The 23,863-nt window shown below is 61.4% G+C and carries 20 protein-coding genes and 3 tRNA genes; 7 read left to right on the top strand and 16 right to left on the bottom strand.

Annotated elements, in window-relative coordinates; all coding sequences use genetic code 11:
- Positions 1 to 163 precede the first annotated feature (163 nt).
- The 3 genes from ACYCCG_RS07695 to ACYCCG_RS07685 all read left to right on the top strand — a co-directional run bounded on the left by ACYCCG_RS07695 (position 164) and on the right by ACYCCG_RS07685 (position 3,857).
- On the top strand, positions 164 to 841 hold the full coding sequence (locus tag ACYCCG_RS07695) for a response regulator (RefSeq protein ID WP_176685113.1): 678 nt from the start codon (positions 164 to 166) through the stop codon (positions 839 to 841).
- A complete protein-coding gene (locus tag ACYCCG_RS07690; RefSeq protein WP_459669955.1) occupies positions 838 to 2,184 on the top strand; it encodes an ATP-binding protein in 1,347 nt (448 codons plus the stop codon). The genes ACYCCG_RS07695 and ACYCCG_RS07690 overlap by 4 nt, the downstream gene beginning before the upstream one ends.
- Before the next feature lie 350 nt (positions 2,185 to 2,534).
- Positions 2,535 to 3,857, top strand: coding sequence for a dicarboxylate/amino acid:cation symporter (locus ACYCCG_RS07685; protein WP_021783312.1), 1,323 nt, complete (start codon positions 2,535 to 2,537; stop codon positions 3,855 to 3,857).
- Positions 3,858 to 4,003: 146 nt separating this feature from the next.
- Here the strand turns inward: ACYCCG_RS07685 and tsaA are convergent, their stop codons facing one another.
- From tsaA to ACYCCG_RS07650, 7 genes are all read right to left on the bottom strand, one after another.
- Positions 4,004 to 4,696, bottom strand: coding sequence for a tRNA (N6-threonylcarbamoyladenosine(37)-N6)-methyltransferase TrmO (gene tsaA, locus ACYCCG_RS07680; protein ID WP_459669952.1), 693 nt, complete (start codon positions 4,694 to 4,696; stop codon positions 4,004 to 4,006).
- Between the two features lie 6 nt (positions 4,697 to 4,702).
- Positions 4,703 to 5,164, bottom strand: coding sequence for a YehS family protein (locus ACYCCG_RS07675; RefSeq protein ID WP_003254807.1), 462 nt, complete (start codon positions 5,162 to 5,164; stop codon positions 4,703 to 4,705).
- A 49-nt stretch (positions 5,165 to 5,213) separates the two neighbouring features.
- Positions 5,214 to 5,924 carry an rRNA pseudouridine synthase gene (locus ACYCCG_RS07670; RefSeq protein WP_339443516.1) on the bottom strand — a complete coding sequence of 237 codons (711 nt, stop codon included), beginning with the start codon at positions 5,922 to 5,924 and terminating at the stop codon, positions 5,214 to 5,216.
- Positions 5,925 to 6,043: 119 nt separating this feature from the next.
- Positions 6,044 to 6,499 (bottom strand): GNAT family N-acetyltransferase, encoded by a 456-nt coding sequence (locus ACYCCG_RS07665; RefSeq protein ID WP_176685110.1) that lies wholly within the window; start codon positions 6,497 to 6,499, stop codon positions 6,044 to 6,046.
- A gap of 272 nt (positions 6,500 to 6,771) precedes the next feature.
- The gene (gene rimO / locus ACYCCG_RS07660) at positions 6,772 to 8,103 is read right to left on the bottom strand and encodes a 30S ribosomal protein S12 methylthiotransferase RimO (RefSeq protein ID WP_209967602.1); all 1,332 of its coding nucleotides are present in this window, start codon (positions 8,101 to 8,103) and stop codon (positions 6,772 to 6,774) included.
- A 323-nt stretch (positions 8,104 to 8,426) separates the two neighbouring features.
- A complete protein-coding gene (locus ACYCCG_RS07655) occupies positions 8,427 to 8,714 on the bottom strand; it encodes a helix-turn-helix domain-containing protein (RefSeq protein ID WP_103462107.1) in 288 nt (95 codons plus the stop codon).
- Positions 8,714 to 9,028 carry a hypothetical protein gene (locus ACYCCG_RS07650; RefSeq protein WP_209967600.1) on the bottom strand — a complete coding sequence of 105 codons (315 nt, stop codon included), beginning with the start codon at positions 9,026 to 9,028 and terminating at the stop codon, positions 8,714 to 8,716. Before ACYCCG_RS07650 ends, ACYCCG_RS07655 begins: the two co-directional genes overlap by 1 nt.
- Before the next feature lie 437 nt (positions 9,029 to 9,465).
- Between ACYCCG_RS07650 and ACYCCG_RS07645 the strand changes: the two genes are divergently transcribed.
- A complete protein-coding gene (locus ACYCCG_RS07645; protein WP_176685109.1) occupies positions 9,466 to 11,376 on the top strand; it encodes a potassium transporter Kup in 1,911 nt (636 codons plus the stop codon).
- Positions 11,377 to 11,423: 47 nt separating this feature from the next.
- Here ACYCCG_RS07645 and ACYCCG_RS07640 read toward each other — a convergent pair whose 3' ends face one another.
- From ACYCCG_RS07640 to ACYCCG_RS07620, 5 genes are all read right to left on the bottom strand, one after another.
- Entirely contained in the window at positions 11,424 to 12,716 is a 1,293-nt protein-coding gene (locus ACYCCG_RS07640; protein ID WP_459669945.1) for a virulence factor family protein, read from the bottom strand.
- Positions 12,716 to 15,358 carry a bifunctional lysylphosphatidylglycerol flippase/synthetase MprF gene (mprF, locus tag ACYCCG_RS07635; RefSeq protein ID WP_209967597.1) on the bottom strand — a complete coding sequence of 881 codons (2,643 nt, stop codon included), beginning with the start codon at positions 15,356 to 15,358 and terminating at the stop codon, positions 12,716 to 12,718. The genes ACYCCG_RS07640 and mprF overlap by 1 nt, the downstream gene beginning before the upstream one ends.
- A 259-nt stretch (positions 15,359 to 15,617) precedes the next feature.
- Positions 15,618 to 15,694, bottom strand: a tRNA-Met gene (locus ACYCCG_RS07630).
- A gap of 134 nt (positions 15,695 to 15,828) precedes the next feature.
- A tRNA-Met gene (locus ACYCCG_RS07625) sits at positions 15,829 to 15,905 on the bottom strand.
- A gap of 133 nt (positions 15,906 to 16,038) precedes the next feature.
- Positions 16,039 to 16,115: transfer RNA gene (locus ACYCCG_RS07620), tRNA-Met, on the bottom strand.
- Between the two features lie 221 nt (positions 16,116 to 16,336).
- Here ACYCCG_RS07620 and dinB point away from each other — a divergent pair.
- Positions 16,337 to 17,398 carry a DNA polymerase IV gene (gene dinB / locus ACYCCG_RS07615; RefSeq protein ID WP_209969904.1) on the top strand — a complete coding sequence of 354 codons (1,062 nt, stop codon included), beginning with the start codon at positions 16,337 to 16,339 and terminating at the stop codon, positions 17,396 to 17,398.
- 26 nt (positions 17,399 to 17,424) lie between these two features.
- Here dinB and ACYCCG_RS07610 read toward each other — a convergent pair whose 3' ends face one another.
- From ACYCCG_RS07610 to ACYCCG_RS07600, 3 genes are all read right to left on the bottom strand, one after another.
- The gene (locus ACYCCG_RS07610) at positions 17,425 to 18,378 is read right to left on the bottom strand and encodes a hypothetical protein (RefSeq protein WP_176685106.1); all 954 of its coding nucleotides are present in this window, start codon (positions 18,376 to 18,378) and stop codon (positions 17,425 to 17,427) included.
- A 20-nt stretch (positions 18,379 to 18,398) separates the two neighbouring features.
- The gene (locus tag ACYCCG_RS07605; protein ID WP_339443522.1) at positions 18,399 to 20,114 is read right to left on the bottom strand and encodes a proline--tRNA ligase; all 1,716 of its coding nucleotides are present in this window, start codon (positions 20,112 to 20,114) and stop codon (positions 18,399 to 18,401) included.
- A gap of 160 nt (positions 20,115 to 20,274) precedes the next feature.
- Positions 20,275 to 21,558: an OprD family porin gene (locus ACYCCG_RS07600; protein ID WP_176685104.1), complete on the bottom strand. Its 1,284-nt coding sequence runs from the start codon at positions 21,556 to 21,558 to the stop codon at positions 20,275 to 20,277.
- Positions 21,559 to 22,249: 691 nt separating this feature from the next.
- On the opposite strand from ACYCCG_RS07600, the gene ACYCCG_RS07595 reads away from it, so the two are divergent.
- Together ACYCCG_RS07595 and ACYCCG_RS07590 are read left to right on the top strand one after the other, a co-directional pair.
- Positions 22,250 to 22,669 carry an HIT domain-containing protein gene (locus ACYCCG_RS07595; protein ID WP_176685103.1) on the top strand — a complete coding sequence of 140 codons (420 nt, stop codon included), beginning with the start codon at positions 22,250 to 22,252 and terminating at the stop codon, positions 22,667 to 22,669.
- 1 nt (position 22,670) lies between these two features.
- Positions 22,671 to 22,877, top strand: a complete 207-nt coding sequence (locus ACYCCG_RS07590) for a SlyX family protein (protein ID WP_012051473.1) — start codon at positions 22,671 to 22,673, stop codon at positions 22,875 to 22,877.
- A 121-nt stretch (positions 22,878 to 22,998) separates the two neighbouring features.
- Here the strand turns inward: ACYCCG_RS07590 and ACYCCG_RS07585 are convergent, their stop codons facing one another.
- Positions 22,999 to 23,592 (bottom strand): cold-shock protein, encoded by a 594-nt coding sequence (locus tag ACYCCG_RS07585; protein ID WP_281067763.1) that lies wholly within the window; start codon positions 23,590 to 23,592, stop codon positions 22,999 to 23,001.
- Between the last annotated feature and the right edge of the window lie 271 nt (positions 23,593 to 23,863).

Here is a 23,863-nt window from a genome sequence, read left to right as displayed (position 1 = left end):
TCGCGGGCACGCCCGCTCCCACAGGTACTGCGCAAACCTCAGAAACCGTGCAGTGCCTTTGGCTTCACAGGTGCTGCACAAGTTTCAGAAGCTGTGCGATTGCTGTGGGAGCGGGCGTGCCCGCGAAAGGGCCGGTACAGGCAATACACATAAGGAGCTGCACATGAAACTGCTGGTGGTCGAGGACGAAGCCCTGCTTCGTCATCACCTCTACACCCGCCTGGGCGAAAGCGGCCATGTGGTCGAGGCGGTCGCTGACGCCGAAGAGGCGCTGTACCAGGCCGAGCAGTACCATTTCGACCTTGCCATCATCGACCTGGGCCTGCCCGGTATCAGCGGCCTGGAGCTGATCACACGCTTGCGCAGCCAGGACAAGACCTTCCCCATTCTCATCCTCACGGCCCGTGGCAACTGGCAAGACAAGGTCGAGGGCCTGGCCGCCGGTGCCGACGACTACCTGGTCAAGCCGTTTCAGTTCGAGGAGCTTGAAGCTCGGCTCAATGCCCTGTTGCGCCGCTCCAGTGGTTTCACCCAGTCGACCATCGCCGCTGGCCCCTTGGTGCTTGACCTCAACCGCAAGCAGGCCACCCTGGACGAACAAGCCCTTGCCCTCACTGCCTACGAATACCGCATCCTCGAATACCTCATGCGCCATCACCAGCAGGTGGTGGCCAAGGATCGCCTGATGGAGCAGTTGTATCCAGGTGACGAAGAGCGTGACCCCAATGTCATCGAAGTGCTGGTTGGCCGTCTGCGCCGCAAGCTTGAAGGCGAGCACGGTTTCAAGCCCATCGACACGGTGCGCGGCCTGGGCTACCTGTTCACTGAGCGCTGCCGATGATCCGTTCGCTGCGGGTGCGCCTGATGCTGGCCGCCGCAGTGCTGGCGCTGCTGTTCATGCTGGCGCTGCTGCCGGCTTTGCAGAAGGCCTTCAGCCTGGCTCTGCAGGAATCGATCGAGCAGCGTCTGGCCTCTGATGTGACCACGCTGATTTCCGCTGCGCGTATCGAGCATGGCCAGTTGCAGATGCCGACACTGCTGCCGGACGAGCGCTACAACCTGCCCTACACAGGCCTGCTCGGCTATATCTTTGACCGCGACGGCAAACTGGTCTGGCAGTCGCGTGCCACCGCAGAGCGGCACATCAACTACCGGCCGCGCTATGACGGGCGCGGCAACGAGTTTGCCCGCATTCACCAGTCCGATGGCGAAGAGTTCTTCGTGTACGACGTCGAGATTAAACTGCTGGGCGGGCAGAGCGCCGCCTACAGCATTGTCGCCCTGCAGCCCGTGAGCGAGTACAAGGCCACCCTCAATGGCCTGCGCGAAAAACTCTACCTGGGGTTCGGCGCTGCATTGCTGGCGCTCATGGTGTTGTTGTGGGCAGGCCTGACCTGGGGGCTGCGCTCGTTGCGACACCTCAGCCACGAACTGGATGAAGTGGAATCAGGTGCGCGTGACGGCCTGAGCGGCGAGCACCCACGCGAGTTGCTGCGCCTGACCCGCTCGCTCAACCGTCTGTTGCGCAGTGAGCGTGAGCAGCGCACGCGCTACCGTGATTCGCTGGACGACCTGGCACACAGCCTGAAGACGCCGCTGGCGGTGTTGCAGGGTGTGGGTGAAAGCTTGCAGCAACGCAGCGGCGAGCGCGAACAGGCGCGGGTGCTGCAAAGCCAGATCGAGCGCATGAGCCAGCAGATCGACTATCAACTGCAACGCGCCAGCCTGCGCAAGAGTGGCCTGGTACGCCACAGCGTACTGCTGCGGCCGTTGCTCGACAGCCTGTGCAGCACCTTGGCCAAGGTGTACCGGGACAAACGTGTGAACGTGGTGCTGGAGTTGCCGGATGCGGCGCAGGTACCGATGGAGCAGGGCGCGTTGCTGGAAATGCTCGGCAACCTGCTGGAGAACGCCTACCGGCTGAGCCTGGGCCAAGTGCGGGTGAGCCTGATGAAGGCGCCGGGGTATCTGACCTTGTGCATCGAGGACGATGGGCCGGGGGTGCCCGCCGACCAGCGCGAGCGCATTCTGGAGCGCGGGGAGCGGCTGGACAGCCAGCACCCGGGGCAGGGCATAGGCTTGGCGGTGGTCAAGGATATCGTTGACAGCTATGACGCCGAGCTGAGCCTTGGCGATTCTCCGCTGGGGGGCGCCGCGTTCAGAATCACCTTCAACCTGGATTGACTCGCAGCCTGTGCCGGCCCATCCGCAGGTAAATCCGCGAATGGGCCGGCACAGGCAATCCATAATGGGCGGATTTCCGCCATTCCTCCCTGTACAAATTCCGCCACCGGGCGGAAATCCGCCAATCCGTCCCGGGAATATCGCCCTGTCGTTGGGCATTTATCCCTAGCAAATACGGGCTTTGCACCCTTCATGGGCATTTTGGCACCACCCTTGCTATTGATCCTCGCAGAGGCCTGCCCAGGCAGCTCGAACACAACGACAAATCCCTCCAAGTGCAGGAGGGTTAGCGATTCAGGTGCCCCATTACCCTGGAAAGGGTGAACCGGCACACTTGAGGAAAATTAGCCATGACGACACGTCAGCCGCTGTACAAATCCCTGTATGTTCAGGTGTTGGTCGCCATCACCATCGGCATCCTGCTCGGCCACTACTACCCGGAAACGGGCGTTGCCCTCAAACCCTTGGGTGACGGCTTCGTCAAACTGATCAAGATGGTCATCGCCCCGATCATCTTCTGTACCGTGGTCAGCGGCATTGCCGGCATGCAGAGCATGAAGTCGGTCGGCAAAACCGGCGGCTACGCGTTGCTGTACTTTGAAATCGTCTCCACCATCGCGCTGATCATTGGCCTCGTCGTCGTCAACGTGGTCAAGCCAGGCGCTGGCATGCACATCGACGTCAGCACCCTGAACGCCAGTAGCGTGGCTGCCTACGCCGCCGCCGGCTCGCAGCAGACTACCGTCGGTTTCCTGCTTAACGTCATCCCCAATACGGTCGTCGGCGCCTTCGCCAACGGCGACATCCTGCAAGTGCTGATGTTCTCGGTGCTGTTCGGTTTCGCCCTGCACCGCCTGGGCAGCTACGGCAAGCCGGTGCTGGACCTGATCGACCGCTTCGCCCATGTCATGTTCAACATCATCAACATGATCATGAAGCTGGCCCCGGTCGGCGCGTTTGGCGCCATGGCCTTCACCATCGGCCAGTACGGTGTTGGCTCGCTGGTGCAACTGGGCTATCTGATGGCCTGCTTCTACATCACCTGCCTGCTGTTCGTACTGGTGGTGCTGGGCGGTATCTGCCGTGCCCACGGCTTCAGCGTGCTCAAGCTGATCCGCTACATCCGTGAAGAACTGCTGATCGTGCTGGGTACTTCGTCCTCGGAGTCGGCCCTGCCGCGCATGCTGGCCAAGATGGAGCGCCTGGGTGCCAAGAAATCGGTAGTCGGCCTGGTTATCCCTACCGGCTACTCGTTCAACCTGGACGGTACCTCGATCTACCTGACCATGGCTGCGGTGTTCATCGCTCAGGCCACTGACACCACCATGGACATCACTCACCAGATCACCCTGCTGCTGGTACTGCTGGTGGCTTCCAAGGGTGCTGCCGGCGTTACCGGTTCGGGCTTCATCGTGCTGGCCGCGACCCTGTCGGCTGTTGGCCACCTGCCGGTTGCCGGCCTGGCGCTGATCCTCGGCATCGACCGCTTCATGTCCGAAGCCCGCGCCCTGACCAACCTGGTGGGCAACGCCGTTGCCACCGTGGTGGTGGCCAAGTGGGTCAAGGAAATGGACGACGACAAGCTGGCTTCGGAATTGGCCTCCGGTGGTGCGCCGTTGATCGATACCCGCCCGACCGACGATCTGGGCGTGGCTGAAGGCCCGGCTCGTTGATAGCTAGTTGAAATGAGAAAGGCGACCCAAGGTCGCCTTTTTCGTGTCTGCGCGGTCCCTTGTGACTGTCTTGCTCAATTTCTAAAAGCTGGCGCGATCCCTGTGGGAGCGGGCTTGCCCGCGAACACGGGCGAAGCCCGTGGCCCTCAGCCCAGTACCACTTCCAACACCCGGATGACGTCCGGCTGCGGGTAATGCCACCTTACTTGCACGTCCCAGAACTTCACCCCGTACACCCGCTCGGCCGGTGGTATCTGGTAGGCCGGCCGTGGGTCCTGCGCCAGGCATTGCTCGATCAGTTCCACCAGCGGCTCGCTCAGGCGCAGCGCATGCTCGCGGGCCTGGAGCAGGGCGTTGTCGGCCCAGTGCACGGCAATTGCCACCGGCGCTGCGTTGGCCATCTGGTTGCTGGCGCCAGCGATGCTGTCGGCATAGGGCACATACGGCTTGATGTCCAGCACCGGCGTGCCGTCGAGCAGGTCGATCCCGGACAGCAGCAGGCGCCCGGGCTCCACGCCCTCCAGGCGTACCACCGACTGGCCGATACCGTTGGGCCGGTGGGTGGCGCGGGTGGCGAACACCCCCATGCTCCTGTTGCCGCCCAGACGCGGTGGTCGCACTTTCAGGCGCGGCTTTTCTTCCAGGGCCTGGTGGAACAGGAACAGCAGCCAGACATGGCTGACCTGCTCCAGGCCCTCGACCGCGTCACCTTGATCGAACGGCGGCAACAGTTCGAGTACGCCCCGGGCGGCAGGCGCCAGCTGCGGCTGGCGCGGAATGGCGAACTTTTCCTTGAAACAGGAGTGGACGATGCCGACCGGGACAACCGTATGCTGCATGGCCACTCAGCCGCGCACGCGCAGGGTCAGGCCCTTGAGGAAGTTACGCATCAACTGGTCGCCGCAGGGGCGGTAGTTGTCGTGGCCCGCCTTGCGGAACAGCGCGCTGAGCTCAGGTTTGCTGACCGGGAAGTTGACCGACTTGAGAATCGCGTGCAGGTCGTCTTCCTTGAGCTCAAAGGCCACACGCAGCTTCTTGAGGATAAGGTTGTTGGTTACCGGCAGCTCGATCGGCTGCTGCGGGCGGCTATCGTCTTTGCCTCGGCGGTAGATCACCAGGCCGTCAAGGAAGTGCGCCATTACCCGTTCCGGGCAGCGCACGAAGCCTTCCTCTTCTTCTTTTTTCAGGTAGGTGGCCAGCACCAGAGGATGCACTTCGAGGCCAGAGAGCCCGATGATCTCGGCCATCTTGGCGTCGTTCACCTTGAGCATGTAGCGCAGGCTGCGCAGGACGTCGTTGTGGTTCATTGCAGCAGAATCCTGTTCAGGTGCCGCGCGTTCCAGCGCGGCGTATTGCTTAGAAACGTTCGGAGGTAGCCAGGTAGCGCCATTGGGCCAAGGGCAGCTTGCCCATCGACACACCACCCAGGCGAATGCGTCGCATGCCTAAAAGCTCCAGGCGCAGGTAGGCGCATAGTTCGGAAATCTGCCCTGGTTGTGGGTTTTTCAATACCATGCGCAGGTGTGTCTCGTTCTGCCAGCTGGCCTTGGCCTTAGGCAATTCGCGGTCATTGCGCATGGCCCCACGCGCCAGGCGTTCCAGCGCCTGGGGGGTGGTTTCGCCGCGCACTTGAATGATGAACTCCTGTTCCAGGCGACGCAGGTCGGCCTCGATCTTGCGGGATACCCGCCAGTCCTGGGTAAACACCTGCAGGCCGCTGGCGCCACGCTCCAGCGGTGCCACGCAGGCCTGCCGGGCAAAATGCCCGTGCAGGGCGCGCACGCCTTCGCGGTGGGCTTCGCTGAGGCTGCCCATGTTCATGCTGGCGCGGGCGACTTCACTGTCCATGCCGGCTGGCTGGTTCAGCAGCAGGGTCACCGGTTCCAGGGTTTCGGCACGGGCGCCCGGCAGTAGCTCGACGCGCTGCTGCTCGACCTTGAACTGCGGTTGCTCGACCACCACGCCATCGACCGTTACCCAGCCTCCTTCAATGTACTGCTCGGCCTCGCGGCGGGAGCAGCCGAGCTGCTCGATGAGGCGTTTGGACAGGCGGACGGGTTCGGACATGGGGCAATTCGCAAGGCAGGGAAAGGCCTCCATTGTACCTGCCTGCAAGCGGTAGATGATGGGAATCTGTGTCAGATGCGCCATTTTGGACACATAGCGCGGCACATTCAGGCGCCGCCTCAAGTCACTGTACGCATTAGCCTCATGTGCAGCAGAGGATAGGGCTGGCCCAGGCCGTCGGTTTCCGAACGGCCGATGACCTCGAAACCTTCATGCAGGTAGAAGCCCAGCGCTTTCGGGTTCTGTTCGTTGACGTCAAGGTACTCGGCATTCAGTTCGCTGATGGCATAGCGCAGCAGGCGCTTGCCTACCCCTTGGCCACGGTAGCCAGGTGCGACGAACAGCATGTCCACCCGCCCGTTGGCGACACCGGCGAAACCACAGATGCGCTGGCGGTCCTTGCAGCAGACCAGCATCACTGCGTCGAGATAACGGCGCAGCACATGTTCGCGCAGCAGCAGGATATAGCCCTCTGGCAGGAAGTCGTGGGTGGCGCGTACCGAGTCCTCCCACACTTGTACCAGCTCGCTGTAGTCGCACAAGCGCGGGGTTTGCAGCGTCAGTAGCGCAGACATGCCGGTGTTCCTCTGGGGCGATAGGGAAAACATAGCAGGTCAACCACACGTCGAGCCCCGGGGGGTGGAGGTTTATTGAACAGGTCGAAAGGGGCCAAAAAGTAGGGTTGTCGAAAGGCCCGAACAAGTTGAGAAAGTCGAGAAGGTTGAGAAAGCCGAATGCAGTTGAGGGCCGCCTGATGCGGTTCCACACGGTTTGACGAAAAAAGCCCCTGCACCGGTCATTCCCTATGGAGAACGCCGGGGCAGGGGCTTTGCTGGCTTCAGCCGTTTTAGATGGGTTCAGCCCACATGTCGTACTCGTCGGCATCCACCACACGGCAACGCACTTTGTCGCCAGGCTTGAAACCATGGTCGCCATCGATGAACACGCTGCCGTCGATTTCCGGTGCATCGAAGAAGCTGCGGCCAACCGAGCCTTGCTCCTCGACTTCGTCGATCAGCACGTCGATTTCCTTGCCGATGCGCAATTGCAGGCGGGCAGCACTGATGGCCTGCTGGTGGGCCATGAAGCGGTCCCAGCGCGCCTGCTTGACGTCGTCCGGTACTTCTTCCAGGCCCAGGTCGTTGGCCGGGGCGCCTTCTACCGGCGAGTACTGGAAGCAGCCCACGCGGTCGAGCTGGGCTTCGGTCAGCCAGTCCAGCAGGTACTGGAAGTCTTCCTCGGTCTCGCCCGGGAAGCCGACGATGAAGGTGGAGCGGATCACCAGCTCAGGGCATTGCTCGCGCCAGTTCTTGATGCGTGCCAGGGTGCGGTCTTCGAAGGCAGGGCGCTTCATCGACTTGAGCACTTTCGGGCTGGCGTGCTGGAACGGGATGTCCAGGTACGGCAGGATCTTGCCGGCAGCCATCAGCGGGATCACGTCGTCAACGTTCGGGTAAGGGTACACATAGTGCAGACGTACCCAGGCGCCCAGGCTGCTCAGCGCTTCGCACAGCTCAAGCATACGGGTCTTGACCGGGCGGCCGTTCCAGAAGTCGGTCTTGTACTTGACGTCGACGCCGTAGGCGCTGGTGTCCTGGGAAATCACCAGGATCTCCTTGACCCCGGCCTTGACCAGGCGCTCGGCCTCACTCAGCACTTCACCCACCGGGCGGCTGACCAGCTTGCCGCGCATCGACGGGATGATGCAGAAGCTGCAGCTGTGGTTGCAGCCTTCGGAAATCTTCAGGTAGGCATAGTGGCGCGGGGTCAGCTTGACACCCTGTGGCGGCACCAGGTCGATCAGCGGGTTGTGGTCCTGACGCGGCGGCACCACTTCGTGCACCGCGTTGACTACCTGCTCGTACTGCTGTGGGCCGGTGACCGACAGCACGCTTGGATGCACGTCACGGATGTTGCCTTCCTCGACGCCCATGCAGCCGGTAACGATGACCTTGCCGTTTTCCTTGATCGCTTCGCCGATCACTTCCAGCGATTCGGCCTTGGCGCTGTCGATGAAGCCGCAGGTGTTGACCACCACCACGTCGGCGTCCTCGTAGGTGGGCACGACTTCATAGCCTTCCATGCGCAGCTGGGTCAGGATGCGTTCAGAGTCGACCAAGGCTTTTGGGCAACCCAGGCTTACGAAACCTACCTTGGGGGTGGCGGGCGTGGTGGACATGACTAACCTCGGTATTGAATGCAGGTCGCCCGGCCGGAATCGGGGGCGAACTTGACGGGCGCTTTTGGCGCCTCTGATCAAAAAGTGCGCAATTCTAGCGAGCGCAAGGGCGCTTGACCAGCAGAAATACGACGAACGCTGCGCTATGCTTCGCGCCGTTGCGCCGGGGGGCCTTCAAGGGCCTGGTGGCAAAGTGATTACCAAGGGCCGTGAGGGCCGTTTGCGGGAGGGGGCGATGGTTCAGGCAAGTGGTCACGCTGAGGTAAGGTGAGTTTCCTGTCGGGCTGTGTGCTTAAAAAGCGCTACTGTGGGCTTTTATGTACTTAGCTCAATGCCGCAAGTACATGCTCAGGATCGTTATGAATCGCTCGAAGCAAGGCACGAGCTGGTCCTTCAGGCTCGCGACGGCCCTGTTCCCAATTCCGTAAAGTCCCTACTGCGACATCGATACGTTTGGCAAACGCAGCCTGTGAGAGGCCGGTGGCTTGACGAATCTTTTTGACTTGAACTGCGTCTACGTGGAATTCACGCGAGGGCTGACGCTCACCGCGATCGATCTCATCCATCTGAGTCATGCTTTCCACAAGACGATCGAAGAGATTCTTATCCATTATTTCCACCCTTTGTTTAGTGCGCGAAGCTGCGCTTTCTGACTGCTCGCCAAGGTATCCACGATTCCCTTGCGATAGATCAGAATCATACGGATCTGGTGGGCTGCAGTGACGTGGTAGTAGATCACTCGTACACCCCCACTCTTGCCCTTGCCCTTGGCTGCCCAGCGGATTTTTCTGAGGCCGCCGGTTTCCTCTAGGAGAGAACCTGCTTCGGGATGCTCGGCCAGATAGGCCTGCAAAGCCCGGTATTCTTCATCATCCAGATGCTCCTTGAGATCGGAGGTGAATACTGGGGTCTCGATGAAGATCATGCAGTCCCTTGTGTGCGTCAATGGCGTAGCTGGATGATAGGGGGTTCATCTACGTTGTACAAGGTGACGCTTGTCTCAGCGTGTGATTTTTCTTGATCAGGGGATGAGCGGTATAGGAGAGGTAGGATCAACGTTCAAGTGTAGATTGAGAGTCATCAGGGCAACCCAAGCCCTCCAAACCGAAACCTGCCTTGGGGGCGGGCGTGGTGGACATGACTGACCTCGGTATTGAATGCAGGTCGCCCGGCCGGAATCGGGGCGAACTTGACGGGCGATTTTGGCGCCTTTGATCAAAAAGTGCGCAATCCTAGCGAGCGCAAGGGCGCTTGACCAGCAGAAATACGACGAACGCTGCGCTATGCTTCGCGCCGTTGCGCCGGGGGGCTGGTGGCAAAGTGATTACCAAGGGCCGTGAGGGCCGTTTGCAGGAGTGGTCGATGGTTCAGGCAAGCAGTCACGCTGAGGGCGAGCACGCAGGGAGGCAGGGGGCTTCGCGGTCGTTGGGCCTGCTCGTGGCGGCGGTCGGGGTAGTTTATGGCGATATCGGCACGAGCCCGTTGTATACCCTCAAGGAAGTCTTTACCGGCGGCTATGGGGTCTCGGTCAACCATGATGGCGTGCTGGGGATCCTGTCGCTGATCCTGTGGTCGCTGCTGTGGGTGGTGTCGTTCAAGTACGTGATGTTCATCTTGCGTGCTGATAACCAGGGTGAGGGCGGCACCATGGCGCTGACTGCACTGGCGCGGCGGGCCACGGCGGCCTACCCGCGGCTGCGCACGCTGATGGTGATCTGTGGCTTGATCGGCGCTTCGCTGTTCTATGGTGACAGTATGATCACTCCGGCGGTGTCGGTGCTGTCGGCGGTGGAGGGCGTAGGCCTGGCCTTCGACGGCATCGACCATTGGGTGGTGCCAATTTCGCTGGTGGTGCTGGTGGCACTGTTCCTGGTGCAGCGGCACGGCACCGAGAAGATCGGCAAGCTGTTTGGTCCGATCATGGTTACCTGGTTCGTGGCGCTGGGCGCGTTGGGTGTGCATGGCATCTCGCAGAGCCCGGAAGTGCTCAAGGCGTTCAACCCGGGCTGGGCAGTCAACTTCTTCGTGGTGCACCCAGGCATCGGCGTGGCCATTCTCGGCGCGGTCGTGCTGGCGCTGACCGGTGCCGAGGCGCTGTACGCCGACATGGGGCACTTTGGCCGCAAGCCGATTGCCCGGGCCTGGTTCCTCCTGGTGCTACCGGCGCTGCTGCTCAACTATTTTGGCCAGGGTGCACTGCTGCTGCAAAACCCGGAGGCCGCGCGCAACCCGTTCTACCTGCTGGCGCCGGACTGGGCGCTGCTGCCCTTGGTCGGGCTGGCAACCATGGCCACGGTTATCGCCTCGCAGGCGGTGATTTCCGGGGCCTTCTCCCTGACCCGTCAAGCCATCCAGCTGGGCTACATCCCACGTATGCACATTCAGCACACCTCAAGCGACGAGCAGGGGCAGATCTACATTGGTGCGGTGAACTGGACGCTGATGGTGGGCGTGGTGCTGTTGGTCATCGGCTTCGGCTCGTCGGGCGCTCTGGCGGCTGCCTATGGGGTTGCGGTCACCGGTACCATGCTGATGACCACCATTCTGGTATCCGCGGTGATGCTGCTGCTGTGGAAGTGGCCGCCGCTGCTCGCAGTGCCGATTCTGGTCGGCTTCCTGTTTGTCGACGGGCTGTTTTTCGCCGCCAACGTGCCGAAAATCGCCCAGGGTGGTGCCTTCCCGGTGTTGGCCGGCGGTGTGCTGTTCCTGCTGATGAGCACCTGGAAGCGCGGCAAGCAGATTCTGGTCGAGCGCATCGATGAAGGTGCGCTGCCATTGCCATTGTTCATCAGCAGCATCCGTATTCAGCCACCGCACCGGGTCGAGGGTACGGCAGTGTTTCTGACTGCACGCTCCGATGCCGTGCCGCATGCGCTGCTGCACAACATGTTGCACAACCAGGTGCTGCACAGCCAGGTGGTGCTGCTGACTGTGGTCAGCGAAGACCGGCCCCGGGTGCCGGAACATGAGCGTTTCGAGGTGGAAGCCTATGGCGACGGATTCTTCCGTGTGTTGCTGCACTTTGGGTTCATGGATGAGCCGGACGTGCCTGCCGCGTTGAAGCTGTGCCATCTGGAAGGCCTGGACTTCACGCCGATGCGCACCACCTACTTCCTTAGCCGCGAGACGGTGATCGCGTCACGGCTGGAGGGGATGTCGCGCTGGCGGGGCAACCTGTTCGCGTTCTTGCTGAAGAATGCCAACGGCAACCTGCGCTTCTTCAACCTGCCGTTGAACCGGGTGATCGAGCTGGGAACGCAGGTCGAGATCTGAGTGGTTCATACAGCACTGTCAGGGCCGCAGGGCGGCCCTGATGCTTGTCAATTCTGCTCAGTTACGCGGGACTTGCCCTGGCGCGTCTCGATCTCGCCAATCAACCGCTTGGCGAGTGCCGGGTAGTTCTCGTCGAAGTGATGCCCGCCAGGCAGTTTCAGGCGCTCACCGACTGCTGTGTTTTCCGTGCAACCGCTCTCGTCGGTTTCCTCTACGCCATACACGCAGACGACCTTGGACGTTGGCAGCTTGGCCATTTCCGGCCCGGTTGGGGCTTCCTGGCCTTCCTTGCCCAGCCAACCCTCGACCTCGATCTCGAAGCTGCCACTGCGCGCGAAGGCTAACAGCATCACCGCGTCGATACGCTGTTGGTCCTCGGCCGGCAGGCGGTTGTAGATCGCCGGCAGCACATCGGCGCCGAACGAATAGCCGGTCAATACGAAGCGCTTGGTACCCCACTTCTGCCGGTAGTGATGCATCAGCTCGGAAAGGTCGGCGGCGCTTTGTTCCGGGGTCTTGTGCTGCCAGTAGTAGCGTAGCGTGTCGATGCCTACCACCGGGTAACCCAGCTTGGCCATTTCCCCGGCCACGTCGCGGTCCAGGTCGCGCCAGCCGCCATCACCAGAAAGGAACAAGGTGACCGTGTCTGTCGTTTGCCCGGCCGGCACCTCGACCACCGGCATGGCCAGTGCGTTACCGTCATGGCCGACCAGGGCTTGGGTGAGTTGCGCCTTGAGCACTTGTGGCAAGTGGATGTCGTAGTCGCTGATGCTGGTTTCGGCGTTGGCCTGGTCGCGCACGAAGGCGGCGCTGGCGTCATCCGGGTTGTCGTTCCAGGCGACGTTCCAGTGGCCATGGGCCGCCGACTTGGGCAGCGGTGCCCGGCAGCCAGCCTGTTCGAGGGTGAAGCCCACGGAAATGGCCCGCGCCTGGTCATCGTTCTGGCTTGCCAGCCAACGCCAGGCCTGAGCGGCACCGGGGCCGATACCGGCGACCAAGGTTGGTTTTTCCTGCAGTTGGGCCAGCGCCTGGTCCATGGCCTGTTGCTGCTTGCTGCAATCATTAGGGGGCAGAGTCACCTGCACCAGCTGGGCTTCACCGGCCTGGCTCAGGTCGAGCAGTTGCTTGCCCGTCAGTGCCTGGTCCTGTGGCACACCGATGGCCACCCGGACCTTGGGGGGCACGCCAGGGGTAACAAGGGTGATGCTGGTGTCATTGATGCTCATTTGTTCCAGGCGTGCCTCGGGGGCCGGGCGCGTCCACAGCCAGAAGGCCAGCGCGCCACCCAAGGCAGCCAGCAACAGGGGAACCAGCAGGTACAGCCAAAAGCGTCGGGTCATCAGCGTTTCACCAATCCAGTCAGGCCGCCTGCAATCAGGGCGGCGGTGTCGGCCAGCGCCACCAGCGGGTCGAGCCCGGCTGGCACGGCCATGTAGCGGGGTTCCCAGTCCGGCTGGAACTTGTCCTTGAAGCGTCGAAGCCCCTGGAAGTTGTAAAGCTGTTCACCACGGCGGAACACCAGCGAACCCAAGCGCTGGGTCAAGGGGGCGCCACGCCTTGGTTGCAGGCCGGAAAGCGGCACCATGCCCAGGCTGAAACGCCCGTAGTCATGGCTTTTGTAGTGCAGGATCAAGCCGATCATCATGAACTCCATGGTCAGCTTTGGCGCTTCGGGGTGCGCACGCATCAGGTCGAGGCTGGCCAGCTCGTTTCCATGGGTCTCCAGCAAGTTGGCGAAAGCTACCGGGCGGCCCTGGAAGCGAATCAGGGCTATGCGGAAGTGCTGCAGGTAGTCCGGGCTGAAGCGTCCCAGCGAGAAGCCTTTCTCGCGCACGCTCTTGCCGCCGAGCCAGGCATCGGAAATTTCCTTCAGCTCAGCCAGCGGGGCGTGACCGGGCTCATGGATCTCCAGGCTCAGGCCATCGCGTCCGCCGCGGTTCCAGGTGTAGCGCAGGTCTTTCATCTCCTTGCCTTTGGCTTCAAGGTCGAAGCGGCGCAAGTCGACCCGGGCTTCTTCACCCAGCTTCAATGCGGTCAGGCCGATGTCCATGTAGAACGGCAGGTTCTCCGCGCGCACCTGGTAGAACACTGGCCGTGCGTGGTGCAGGTCGCACAGGTCGCGGAACTGCCAGATCATTTCGGCACGCTCCTGGGCTGGGCCTATCGGGTCGTACAGCGCCACCAGGCTGCGGCCGCGCCGGGCGTACATGAGGAACGCGTTATCACGCGGGTGGAACAGCAACGCCTTGTCGCCAGTCAGCGCCAAGCCACCGTCTGGCTGGTCGGAGGCCTGCAGGATACGGTTGGCGCGTTGCAGCTCTTCTTCATCGGGCAGGTGGATCACCGGCGGCGCTGTGCGCAGCAGCCACGTCAGAGCCACGGCAGCCAGCAGCAAGGCACTGCCCATGGCAGCGCGCAGGCCCCGTGGTGCGTCGGCATCCAGGGTGAACTGCCACCATAGCTGATGGCTGTAAGGGACATCCTGGTAAGCGAACAGCAGCAGCCACACCGATGCGCCTACTGCACAGGCGCTGGCCACCAGGAACACCGGCGAGAAGGGTAGCTCCAGCAGGCGGCTGGGGCGATAGAACGAGCGGCGGAACAGAGCGAGCAGGGCGGCGGTAAAGGTCAGCAGGCAAGCCTCTTCCCAGTCAAAACCCTTCAACAGCGACAGCAGGGCGCCGACCAGCAACAGCACGGTGGTCAGTAGCCAGGCGGCGGACAGGCGCCGACGCAGGCCTTGGGCCAGCAGCAGGCATAGCACACCGATCAGGCTGGCGCCGAAATGAGAGGCATCGATCAGCCGGTGTGGCACCAGGAAGCCCATGTGCTCCAGGCGCGTGTCTATCTCGGGCGTGGCACCGGAAAACAGCAGCACCATGCCGGACAGGAACACCAGAATAGACAGGACCGGTGCGGCCAGACCCGAAGCGGCCTTGATGGCCTGTTGTGCAAACAGCAGGCGCCGGGCTTCATTGGCCAGCAGCAACACGCAGGCCAGCAGCAGTGGCAATACCACATAGATCAGCCGGTACAGCAGCAAGGCAGCGGCCAGCGGTGCGGCACCGAGTTGGTCGGCAAAGGCCGCCAGCAGGATCGCTTCGAATACCCCGACGCCGCCCGGTACGTGGCTGAGCACGCCCGCAGCCAAGGCCAGCAGGTATACCAGTACGAATGCGCCGAAAGGAGGGGCTTCTGGCAGCAACAGGTAGAGCACGGTGGCAGCCGCCCCTACATCCAGCGCGGTAATGAGCAGTTGCAGGGCCGCCAGGCGCGCATTGGGCAGGCGAAGTGTGCGCCGGCCCAGTTGAACGAGCAGGTTATCGGACAACGGTTGCTCGGCCAGGCGTCGGTGGTACAAGCCAATGACCAGCAAGGCAGACAGCACCAGCACGGCGCTGGCGACAGCTGCCAGCAGGCCGGGCGCCAACCCGAGTGCTGTCGAGGCCGCCGGCAGGTTGCTCAATGTCGCCAGGGCGGCCAGGGGCGGCAGCGCGCAGCCCAGTGACAGGCTGGCAAACACAGTCATGCGTGCGACTTCGCCAGCACCCAGCCCCAGGCGTGCGTACAGGCGATAGCGAACCGAGCCGCCAGAGAGCATCGACAGGCCGATGGCGTTGCCGATGGCAAAGGCGCTGAAGCCGCCCAGTACCAAGCTGCGTGCTGGCAGCTTCACGCCGGCATAGCGGCTGGCCGACCACTCGTAGCCCAGCAGGATCACAAAGCCGACCCCCGTTGCCAGCAAGGCGCCCAGCAATGACTGGGTCGGCACGCTGAGCATGGCATCGTGCAAGGCATAGATGTCTAGCTCGTTCAGCAGGTGGCGGCAGGCAATCAAGGCCATCGTGAACAATAACAGGGTCACCATCAGGCCTATGGGCTGGCGGTAGCGACTCAGGCGTTCGAGTAAGGGCAGACGCTGCACAGCACCGGGTAGTGCCGTAGCGAGTGGCACCGCAGGTTCGGGATTGTGCGAAGTCATGAGTTGCCCCGGGCATGCAGCGCGAGGTGAGGGAAAGGTGCGGCCAAGTGAAAGTCCCTTAGGAAAACGTATCCAATGGTACTCCGGCCTCAGGCGTTTGCAGCGGCTTGGCAGGGTTAAAGATAGTTCATCCAGGGCGCGACATCTCAAGCCTGCGGAGTGGCATGAGGGAAGGGAAAATCGAGGTGGCAAAAGTCAGGAGGGTAAAAAGCAACAAACCCCGCGCTGCTTACACAGGCGGGGTTTGTTCTGACGAATATGGTTGCGGGAGCCGGATTTGAACCGACGACCTTCGGGTTATGAGCCCGACGAGCTACCAGGCTGCTCCATCCCGCGTCAGTGGGGCGGATTCTACAGTGTGTAGGTTGTATGTCAAGCGCTAGGCTTTGATTTGTCGATGTTTTTTCGAAAACGCTAACCAACAGGCAAAGAAAAAGGCCACTGTGTTAACAGTGGCCTTTTCTTGAATCTGGTTGCGGGAGCCGGATTTGAACCGACGACCTTCGGGTTATGAGCCCGACGAGCTACCAGGCTGCTCCATCCCGCGTCAGTGGGGCGAATTCTACAGCGTACGGTTTATATGTCAAGCGCTAGGCATTGATTTCTCGAGCTTTTTCGAAAAAGCTTTTCTGCGGGCAAAGAAAAAGGCCACTGCGTTAACAGTGGCCTTTTCTCGAATCTGGTTGCGGGAGCCGGATTTGAACCGACGACCTTCGGGTTATGAGCCCGACGAGCTACCAGGCTGCTCCATCCCGCGCCTGTGAGATCGAATTCTACGGATTTGCGCTCCGATGTCAAGCAATTGTTTTGGAAAAACCTTTTTTGTTCAAACCCTTAGCGCTTGATAACAGTATCCAGCTCAGGCACGGCGGGGCTTTCAGGCCGATTATCGTGTAGTCAGGCCGGTGAGCTGTTTCAGAGCAGGGCGCATGCGATACTATCTGTATGAATTTACAGTGCTGACGGTCGTCCATGTCCTTGCGCAAGATCATTCACGTCGACTGCGATTGTTTTTACGCTGCGATCGAGATGCGTGACGACCCGCGCCTGGCCGGCCGGCCCATGGCGGTGGGGGGCTCGCCCGACCACCGCGGGGTAATCGCCACCTGCAACTATGAAGCGCGTGCCTATGGAGTGCGCTCGGCCATGTCGTCACGGCATGCGCTGAAGCTCTGCCCCGATCTGTTGATCGTCAAGCCGCGCTTCGAGGCCTACCGTGAGGCCTCACGGGAAATCCACACGATCTTTCGCGACTACACGGAGCTCATCGAGCCTTTGTCGCTGGACGAAGCCTATCTGGATGTAAGCGAAAGCCAGTGGTACTCGGGCAGCGCCACGCGCATCGCCGAGGACATTCGCCGGCGGGTTGCCCGTACCCTGCATATCACCGTGTCGGCTGGTGTGGCGCCTAACAAGTTTCTGGCCAAGATCGCCAGTGACTGGCGCAAACCCAATGGACTGTTCGTGATTACCCCTAATGAAGTGGAAGCGTTCGTTGCCGCCTTGCCAGTGGCCAGGTTGCATGGGGTGGGCAAGGTGACGGCCGACAAACTGACGCGGCTGGGCATCGAAACCTGCCTGCATTTGCGTGAGTGGTCACGGCTGGCGTTGGTGCGCGAGTTCGGCAGTTTTGGCGAGCGGTTGTGGGGGCTGGCGCGGGGGATCGATGAGCGTGCGGTGCATAACGACAGCCGACGCCAGTCGGTGAGTGTGGAAAACACCTACGACGCCGACCTGCCAGACCTGGCCACTTGCCTGGCGCGGCTGCCAGAGCTGCTGGACAGTCTGAACGAACGCATCGCCCGCATGGACAGCAGCTACCGGCCAGACAAACCATTCGTCAAGGTCAAGTTCCATGACTTCAGCCAAACCACCATGGAGCAGGCGGGGGCGGGCCGGGACCTGGAGAGTTATCGGCAGTTGCTGGGGCAGGCGTTCGCCCGTGGTGGCAAGCCGGTACGCTTGCTAGGGGTAGGGGTGCGATTGCGTGACTTGCGGGGTGCGCATGAACAGCTGGAGCTGTTCCCGCCTAATAAATGAAAGGGGCTGCAATGCAGCCCCTTCTGTTAATGCACGCCCGGATCGGCCACCAACCGGCCAGTGGCCTTGGTCAGCGACTGCAAGAACTCCTGCTGCAGTTCCGGATCATTGCGGGTCAGCTCGATCAGGCTCTGTTCCATTTCACTGGCTTCCTCTTCAAGGCCCAGCTCGGACAAGCGCTTGACCCGGTGCACCCACTGGCCGACTTCATCATCTTCGAGGTCATCGAAGATCAGTTCATGGGCCTCAAGCAGCTTGTTGCGCAGGGTGGCGCTGACCAGCAGGCTGGCATCGCCTCGTACCGCATTGTCCTCGTCATGTACCTGCAGGTGCAAGGTACCGACGTGGTTGAGGTTCTGCTCGGAGAACGGGCTGTCGAGCAGGTTCAGGCGCAGCACGCCGTTACGGTCGGTGGTCAGCTCGTGGGTCATCTTGCCGGCCTTGACCTCCACCAGGCGCTCGCTCCAGGGCAGGCTGGTGAATTCCTCGCGCTTGCCTTTTTGCACTTCGCTGATCCCGGCCAGGTTCTGCTGGGCGCGACCGTTGGATGGCACGTTCATGAACGGGTTGAGCCCATCCACGCCATAACTGAGCCAGTCGTGCGTGATGCTTTGCGGCAGGTTGCCCAGGGCGAAGACGTTGACCACATTGGCGCCGACGCCCGCCACCACGGCCACTGCACCCAGCGGGATCTCGTAGATCTCCCGCCAGGGCTGGTAAGGCGTGTAGCGGTCATAGCGACGGGTCACTTCGAATTCGGTGACTTCGAAGCGCTTTTGCTCGTGCACGCGCACACGTCGCTGCGGAAGCTCCATCACCTTCGGCTCGCCGACATCGATCTGCAGGGTGTGCTCGAGCAGTTTGCGCTCGACGCGCTCCTCATGGTCGCTGCGCTGGGACATCTGGTTGGCGCAGCCGCTGACGAGCAGGGTGCCGCACAGTGCGGCACTCCCCAGGGTAAAGGTACTTCGCTTGAACATGATCACTCGTGCATTGGTTGTCAGCGGCGAACGCGGGCCTGCAGGAAGGTCAGCACTTCATTGAGCGGCAACGTCTGGGCGTCCTGCTCGGTGCGGTGCTTGTACTCCAGGTTGCCTTCGGCCAGGCCGCGATCGCTGACGACGATGCGGTGTGGGATGCCGATCAGCTCCATGTCGGCAAACTTGATGCCTGGGCTGGTCTTCTTGTCGCGGTCGTCCAGCAGCACTTCATAGCCGGCGGCAGTCAGTTCGGCATACAGCTTGTCGGTTGCGTCGCGGACCACGTCGGTTTCGTAGCGCAGCGGTACCAGGGCAATCTGGAACGGAGCCAGGGCGTCGTTCCAGATGATGCCTTTGTCGTCATAGCTCTGCTCGATGGCAGCAGCAACCACGCGGGACACGCCAATGCCATAGCAACCCATCGACAGTACGACCGGCTTGCCGTTCTCGCCCAGCACCTGGCACTTCAGTGCCTCGCTGTACTTGGTGCCCAGCTGGAAGATGTGGCCCACTTCGATGCCGCGTTTGATAACCAGAGTGCCTTGGCCGTCCGGGCTTGGGTCGCCCTCGACCACGTTACGCAGGTCGGCGACTTGTGGAACCGGCAGATCGCGCTCCCAGTTGACGCCGAAGTAGTGCTTGTCGTCGATGTTGGCGCCAATGCCGAAGTCGCTCATCAGGGCAACCGAGCGGTCGATGATGATTTCCAGTGGCAGGTTGAGCGGGCCGAGCGAGCCGGCACCGGCGCCAATGGCATTGCGCAGCTCGGCTTCGGTGGCCATGACCAGCGGGTCGGCAACCTGTTCCAGCTTGGTGGCCTTGATTTCGTTCAGTTCGTGGTCGCCACGGACGATCAGGGCAATCAGCTTGCCCTCTTCGGCGCCGCGCACGATCAGGGTCTTGACGGTCTTTTCGATCGGCAGGCCGTGGTTCTCCACCAGCTGGGCGATGGTCTTGGCGTTCGGGGTATCGACCAGGCGCAGCTCCTCGGTAGGTGCTGGACGCACGGTTTCACGCGGGATGGCCTCGGCTTTCTCGATGTTGGCGGCATAGTCGGAACTATCGCTGAAGATCACGTCATCTTCGCCGGACTCGGCCAGTACGTGAAACTCGTGCGAGTAGCTGCCACCGATCGAGCCGGTGTCGGCCTGCACAGGGCGGAAGTCCAGGCCCAGGCGGGTGAACACATTGCTGTACGCCTGGTGCATGCGATCGTAGGTTTCCTGCAGGGAAGCCTGGTCGGCATGGAACGAGTAGGCGTCCTTCATGATGAACTCGCGGCCACGCATCAGGCCGAAGCGCGGGCGGATCTCGTCACGGAACTTGGTCTGGATCTGGTACATGTTGAGCGGCAGCTGTTTATAGCTGGACAGCTCGTTACGGGCCAGGTCGGTGATCACTTCTTCGTGGGTTGGGCCGACGCAGAAATCGCGCTGGTGGCGGTCTTTCACGCGCAGCAGCTCAGGGCCGTATTGCTCCCAGCGACCGGATTCCTGCCACAGTTCGGCGGGCTGGATGCTCGGCATCAGCACTTCCAGGGCGCCGGCGGCGTTCATTTCCTCACGCACCACGGCTTCGACCTTGCGCATTACCCGCAAGCCCATCGGCAGCCAGGTGTACAGGCCGGAGGCCAGTTTGCGGATCATGCCGGCACGCAGCATGAGCTGATGGCTGATGACCACTGCGTCGGCAGGGGTTTCTTTCTGGGTGGCGAGCAAATATTGACTGGTGCGCATGGTTAGCCGTGTCGATTGCCTAAGACGTTGAAATAGCCCCGCATTGTACGGGGGGGAAACGAAGGCGTACAGGATGCCCCAGGGCGTGACACTTGTCAGCCAAGAAAAAGCCCGGCGTGATTGCCGGGCTTTTTCAGGTGCGGGGCAGTGCAAGCCAGGCTTACAGGATGCTCAGCGGGTACTCCACGATCAGGCGCAGTTCGTCGATCGACGAGGAGCCGTAGTACACACCGTCGCTGGAGCGGTAGGTGGCCTGACGCACGCGGAAGCTCAGGTCCTTGGCCGGGCCGCTCTGCATCACGTACTTGACGTCGATGTCGCGTTCCCATTCCTTGCCGCTGTCGGTGGTGCGGGTGGTGGCACCGGAACCGCGAACGTAACGGGTCATGAAGGTCAGGCCAGGTACACCGAACTCGGCGAAGTTCAGGTCGTAGCGCGCTTGCCAGGATTTTTCGTCTTCGGCGTTGAAGTCGGAACGGGCAACGGAGTTGGCCAGGAAGACGGTACCGCCACCGTCCACGCCGTACGCGTAATCACCGTCGCCGCTGACTTTCTGGTAGGCCAGGGTGAAGGTGTGGGCGCCAATGTTGTAGGCGCCCGACAGGCTGGCTGCGATGTTGTCCAGCTCATTGGTGCCGTCGGACTTGCTGACGTAGGCGCCGGTCAGGTTGTTGCCAATCGACTTGGTGTCATAGATGTTGAAGTCGAACACCAGGCCTTGCTTGTCGCTGATCGGCAGCGCCCAGTTGATGTTGCCGTACCACTTGCGGAAGTGATCTTCGACACGCGAGTAGTAGACGCTGGTGCTGAGGCTGTCGGTAATGGCGTAGGTGCCACCAAAGACGTTGGCTTCAGTCAGGTTCAGGCTGTCGTGATAGGTCTGAGCCTGGGCGTTGAGCGCGGTGAAGTGACCGGCATGCAGGGTCAGGCCATCGATTTCGTTGCTGGTGATCAGGCCGCCTTCAGCCACTTCCGGCAGCAGTCGGCTGTCGTCGGTAGCCAGTACTGGCAGGGCGGTGAACTGGTCGCCGAACTTGAGCACGGTGTTGGAAATGCGCATTTTCACTGCGCCGCCGCCTTCGGAGTAGTCGTCTTGCGAACGGCCGTCGGCACCTGTCGGGAACAGGCCGGTGCCGGCGCGGCCTTTACCGCTGTCCAGCTTGAGGCCCAGCATGCCGATGGCGTCGATACCGAAGCCTACGGTGCCTTGGGTGAAGCCCGATTCGAAGGTGCCGAGGAAGCCAAGGCCGGTTTCTTCAACGCGGCTCTGGGAGCCAGGCGCGTTGTTACGGAAGTCACGGCTGAAATACAGCATGCGGGTCTTGACGTTCAGCTTGCTGTCTTCGATGAAACCTTTGGACTCGTCCTGTGCCGAGGCCATTGCCAACTGCGAGGTCCCTGCCGCAACGGCCAGGGCGATCATGCTCCACTTCATCACGCGCATCGTGATTTGCTCCTTTGGTTTTTAGGAAGAGTACCGCTGCGTCCAAGTCTTTTAGTTATATGGGGCAGCTCTTTCTTGTTATGTCGGCGAAAATGTATAGCACGCAGACTGTTGTTGGCGATATGGCTATAAGCACTCTTTGCGGAACTTTTTCACCGTGTCGCTTTTAAGTATTTCCATGTCGCAAATCACGCCCCGGTTCAGGGGCCGTATAACCTCAGCGCTGTTCCTGTCACCGTAACGAATCTGTAACTGCCGATTCCGGTTGAGGAAACTCCCTGGTAACCCATGTCGCTGTTGTTATTTGTCGCGTACACCTGCTACTGCAGATGTCGTGCCGACTTGGCGTGAAGGGAATGCAACAAGCGTGCTCAAAATTCGCAACAGTTCATGAAATTTTCACAAAACCTGCTACCGAGGGTCGGAAAGTCCCGTAAATGCGGGACGAAGGCTGTTCGCGTGACTTTTGCGATCGAGAATCATTAGAATTTAAAAAGCTGCCTTTAGAGTCAGGGTGTTACCGTAACTTGTTCATCCGGCGTCGTTTGTGGGGTGGCGGGTGTGGGGAGGGCGGGCAGGCGGCCTCATTTTGGTGCGAAAAGTAGCGCTGTGTTACCGGGAGTGTGCAAGGTATCCTTGCTGGCCTGTTTTCCGCCTGACGCGGGATGGTATTACCTGAAGGAGATATGCCGTGTTCGTCCTCGATTCGCGTTTGCAGCAGGATTCGTTGGTGCTGGGGGAGTTTCCGCTTTGCCAGCTGCTGCTGAGCAAGGATGCCAATTACCCATGGTTCATTCTGGTGCCCAAGCGCGCTGGTATCAGTGAGCTTTTCGAGCTGGATGCGGCAGAGCAACAGCAGTTGTGGCAGGAAACCACCCTGTTGGCAGAAGCGCTGAAGGCCAGCTACGCAGCCGACAAGATGAACGTGGCTACCTTGGGCAACGTGGTCAGCCAGTTGCACATGCATGTGATCGTGCGCCAGCGCGACGACGCTGCGTGGCCGGCTCCGGTATGGGGCAAGTGTGCACCTGTAAGCTACACCGATGATCAACTGCAAGCTGTTCGCCAGCGCCTGCGCGGGCTGCAACTTGCTGGTTACCAAGAGGCCTGAGATGACACTGGAAATGCGTATGGTCGAACTGGAAACCCGTCAGGCGTTTCAGGATGACGCTATCCAGGCGCTGAATGACGTGGTGGTGGAGCAAGCGCGGGTGATCGAGCGTCTGCAATTGCAGATGGCCGAGCTGATCAAGCGTCATGAAGAGATGGTTGGTCAGTATGGCAGTGAAGGGGAAGAGGCGCCGCCTCCCCATTATTGAGTGCTTCCAGGCTGCTATCGCCGGCAAACCAGCCACCACAGGTATGATGCTGCCCTCAGGAGCAGCGCGGACCTTGTGGAGCCTGGCTTGCCGTTGATAACGTCAGCCGGTCAGCCGTTGGTCAGCGGCGGGTTACCGCAACCACGTCTTCGGCCTGCAGGCCCTTGTCGCGGTGCATCACCGAAAACTCCACGCGCTGGCCTTCGACCAGGATGCGGTGGCCCTCACCGCGGATGGCCCGAAAGTGCACGAAGATGTCATCACCCGAGTCGCGGGAAATGAAACCAAAGCCTTTCGATGTGTTGAACCATTTGACGGTGCCGGTATCACGGTTGCCGGCGTCCTGTGTCACGTGTTGACTGCTGCGCGCCTTGCGCGGGCTGCGAGCAAAGCCCACGGCCAGATGCATGGCCACGGCCAGCGCCGCACAGACCAGGGCTGCCAGGTTGCCCATTTCCGGGCGGGCCAGGAGTGTCAGGGTCTGTAGCACGACGGCAACCACCAGCAGGGCGCAGGCCAGGTGCTGCAGTTGTTGCCGCGCGCCGCGATGATACAGTGGCACCACCGGCGCCAGCACCAGGTTGAGCAGGCCGAGCAGGGCCAGGTAGACCGCTTCGGGTTGTTGCAGGAAGGGTGTCGCATCGGTTTTCAGGCTGGGTATGAGCGATAGCAGCAAAGCTGCCACGCCCGTCACCAGATGGACGATCTTGAACATGGGGTTGGCTCACTGTTGATAAGGCCGATCACAGGAAGAGCTGGCAGCACGGTGCGCATGAGGTATAGGGCGCGAACACGTTGCAGGCCAGCCTATGCACCCGGCAATGACAGTCCGCACGGGTGGCACAGTGCCTATTTAACAGTAAAGCCGCAGCCTACTCAAACCGCAGGCCGCCCAGCGGGCGATGTGTTGCGCCATGTCACATGCTGCATGCGCCAAGTGTTGCTACAGTGGTCGGAGTCCGCTTGAGTCTCAAGCCTTATGGAAA

This window comes from Pseudomonas sp. VEM90 (assembly GCF_054611535.1).
The sequence above is the reverse complement of the archived record's forward strand: the minus strand, read 5'-3'. Positions and strand labels throughout refer to the sequence as shown.

Coding starts and splice junctions, on each gene's coding strand:
- ACYCCG_RS07695 (WP_176685113.1), top strand. CDS start 164: ATGAAACTGCTGGTGGTCGAGGACGAAGCCCTGCTTCGTCATCACCTC.
- ACYCCG_RS07690 (WP_459669955.1), top strand. CDS start 838: ATGATCCGTTCGCTGCGGGTGCGCCTGATGCTGGCCGCCGCAGTGCTG.
- ACYCCG_RS07685 (WP_021783312.1), top strand. CDS start 2,535: ATGACGACACGTCAGCCGCTGTACAAATCCCTGTATGTTCAGGTGTTG.
- tsaA (WP_459669952.1), bottom strand. CDS start 4,696: ATGCAGCATACGGTTGTCCCGGTCGGCATCGTCCACTCCTGTTTCAAG.
- ACYCCG_RS07675 (WP_003254807.1), bottom strand. CDS start 5,164: ATGAACCACAACGACGTCCTGCGCAGCCTGCGCTACATGCTCAAGGTG.
- ACYCCG_RS07670 (WP_339443516.1), bottom strand. CDS start 5,924: ATGTCCGAACCCGTCCGCCTGTCCAAACGCCTCATCGAGCAGCTCGGC.
- ACYCCG_RS07665 (WP_176685110.1), bottom strand. CDS start 6,499: ATGTCTGCGCTACTGACGCTGCAAACCCCGCGCTTGTGCGACTACAGC.
- rimO (WP_209967602.1), bottom strand. CDS start 8,103: ATGTCCACCACGCCCGCCACCCCCAAGGTAGGTTTCGTAAGCCTGGGT.
- ACYCCG_RS07655 (WP_103462107.1), bottom strand. CDS start 8,714: ATGGATAAGAATCTCTTCGATCGTCTTGTGGAAAGCATGACTCAGATG.
- ACYCCG_RS07650 (WP_209967600.1), bottom strand. CDS start 9,028: ATGATCTTCATCGAGACCCCAGTATTCACCTCCGATCTCAAGGAGCAT.
- ACYCCG_RS07645 (WP_176685109.1), top strand. CDS start 9,466: ATGGTTCAGGCAAGCAGTCACGCTGAGGGCGAGCACGCAGGGAGGCAG.
- ACYCCG_RS07640 (WP_459669945.1), bottom strand. CDS start 12,716: ATGACCCGACGCTTTTGGCTGTACCTGCTGGTTCCCCTGTTGCTGGCT.
- mprF (WP_209967597.1), bottom strand. CDS start 15,358: ATGACTTCGCACAATCCCGAACCTGCGGTGCCACTCGCTACGGCACTA.
- ACYCCG_RS07610 (WP_176685106.1), bottom strand. CDS start 18,378: ATGTTCAAGCGAAGTACCTTTACCCTGGGGAGTGCCGCACTGTGCGGC.
- ACYCCG_RS07605 (WP_339443522.1), bottom strand. CDS start 20,114: ATGCGCACCAGTCAATATTTGCTCGCCACCCAGAAAGAAACCCCTGCC.
- ACYCCG_RS07600 (WP_176685104.1), bottom strand. CDS start 21,558: ATGCGCGTGATGAAGTGGAGCATGATCGCCCTGGCCGTTGCGGCAGGG.
- ACYCCG_RS07590 (WP_012051473.1), top strand. CDS start 22,671: ATGACACTGGAAATGCGTATGGTCGAACTGGAAACCCGTCAGGCGTTT.
- ACYCCG_RS07585 (WP_281067763.1), bottom strand. CDS start 23,592: ATGTTCAAGATCGTCCATCTGGTGACGGGCGTGGCAGCTTTGCTGCTA.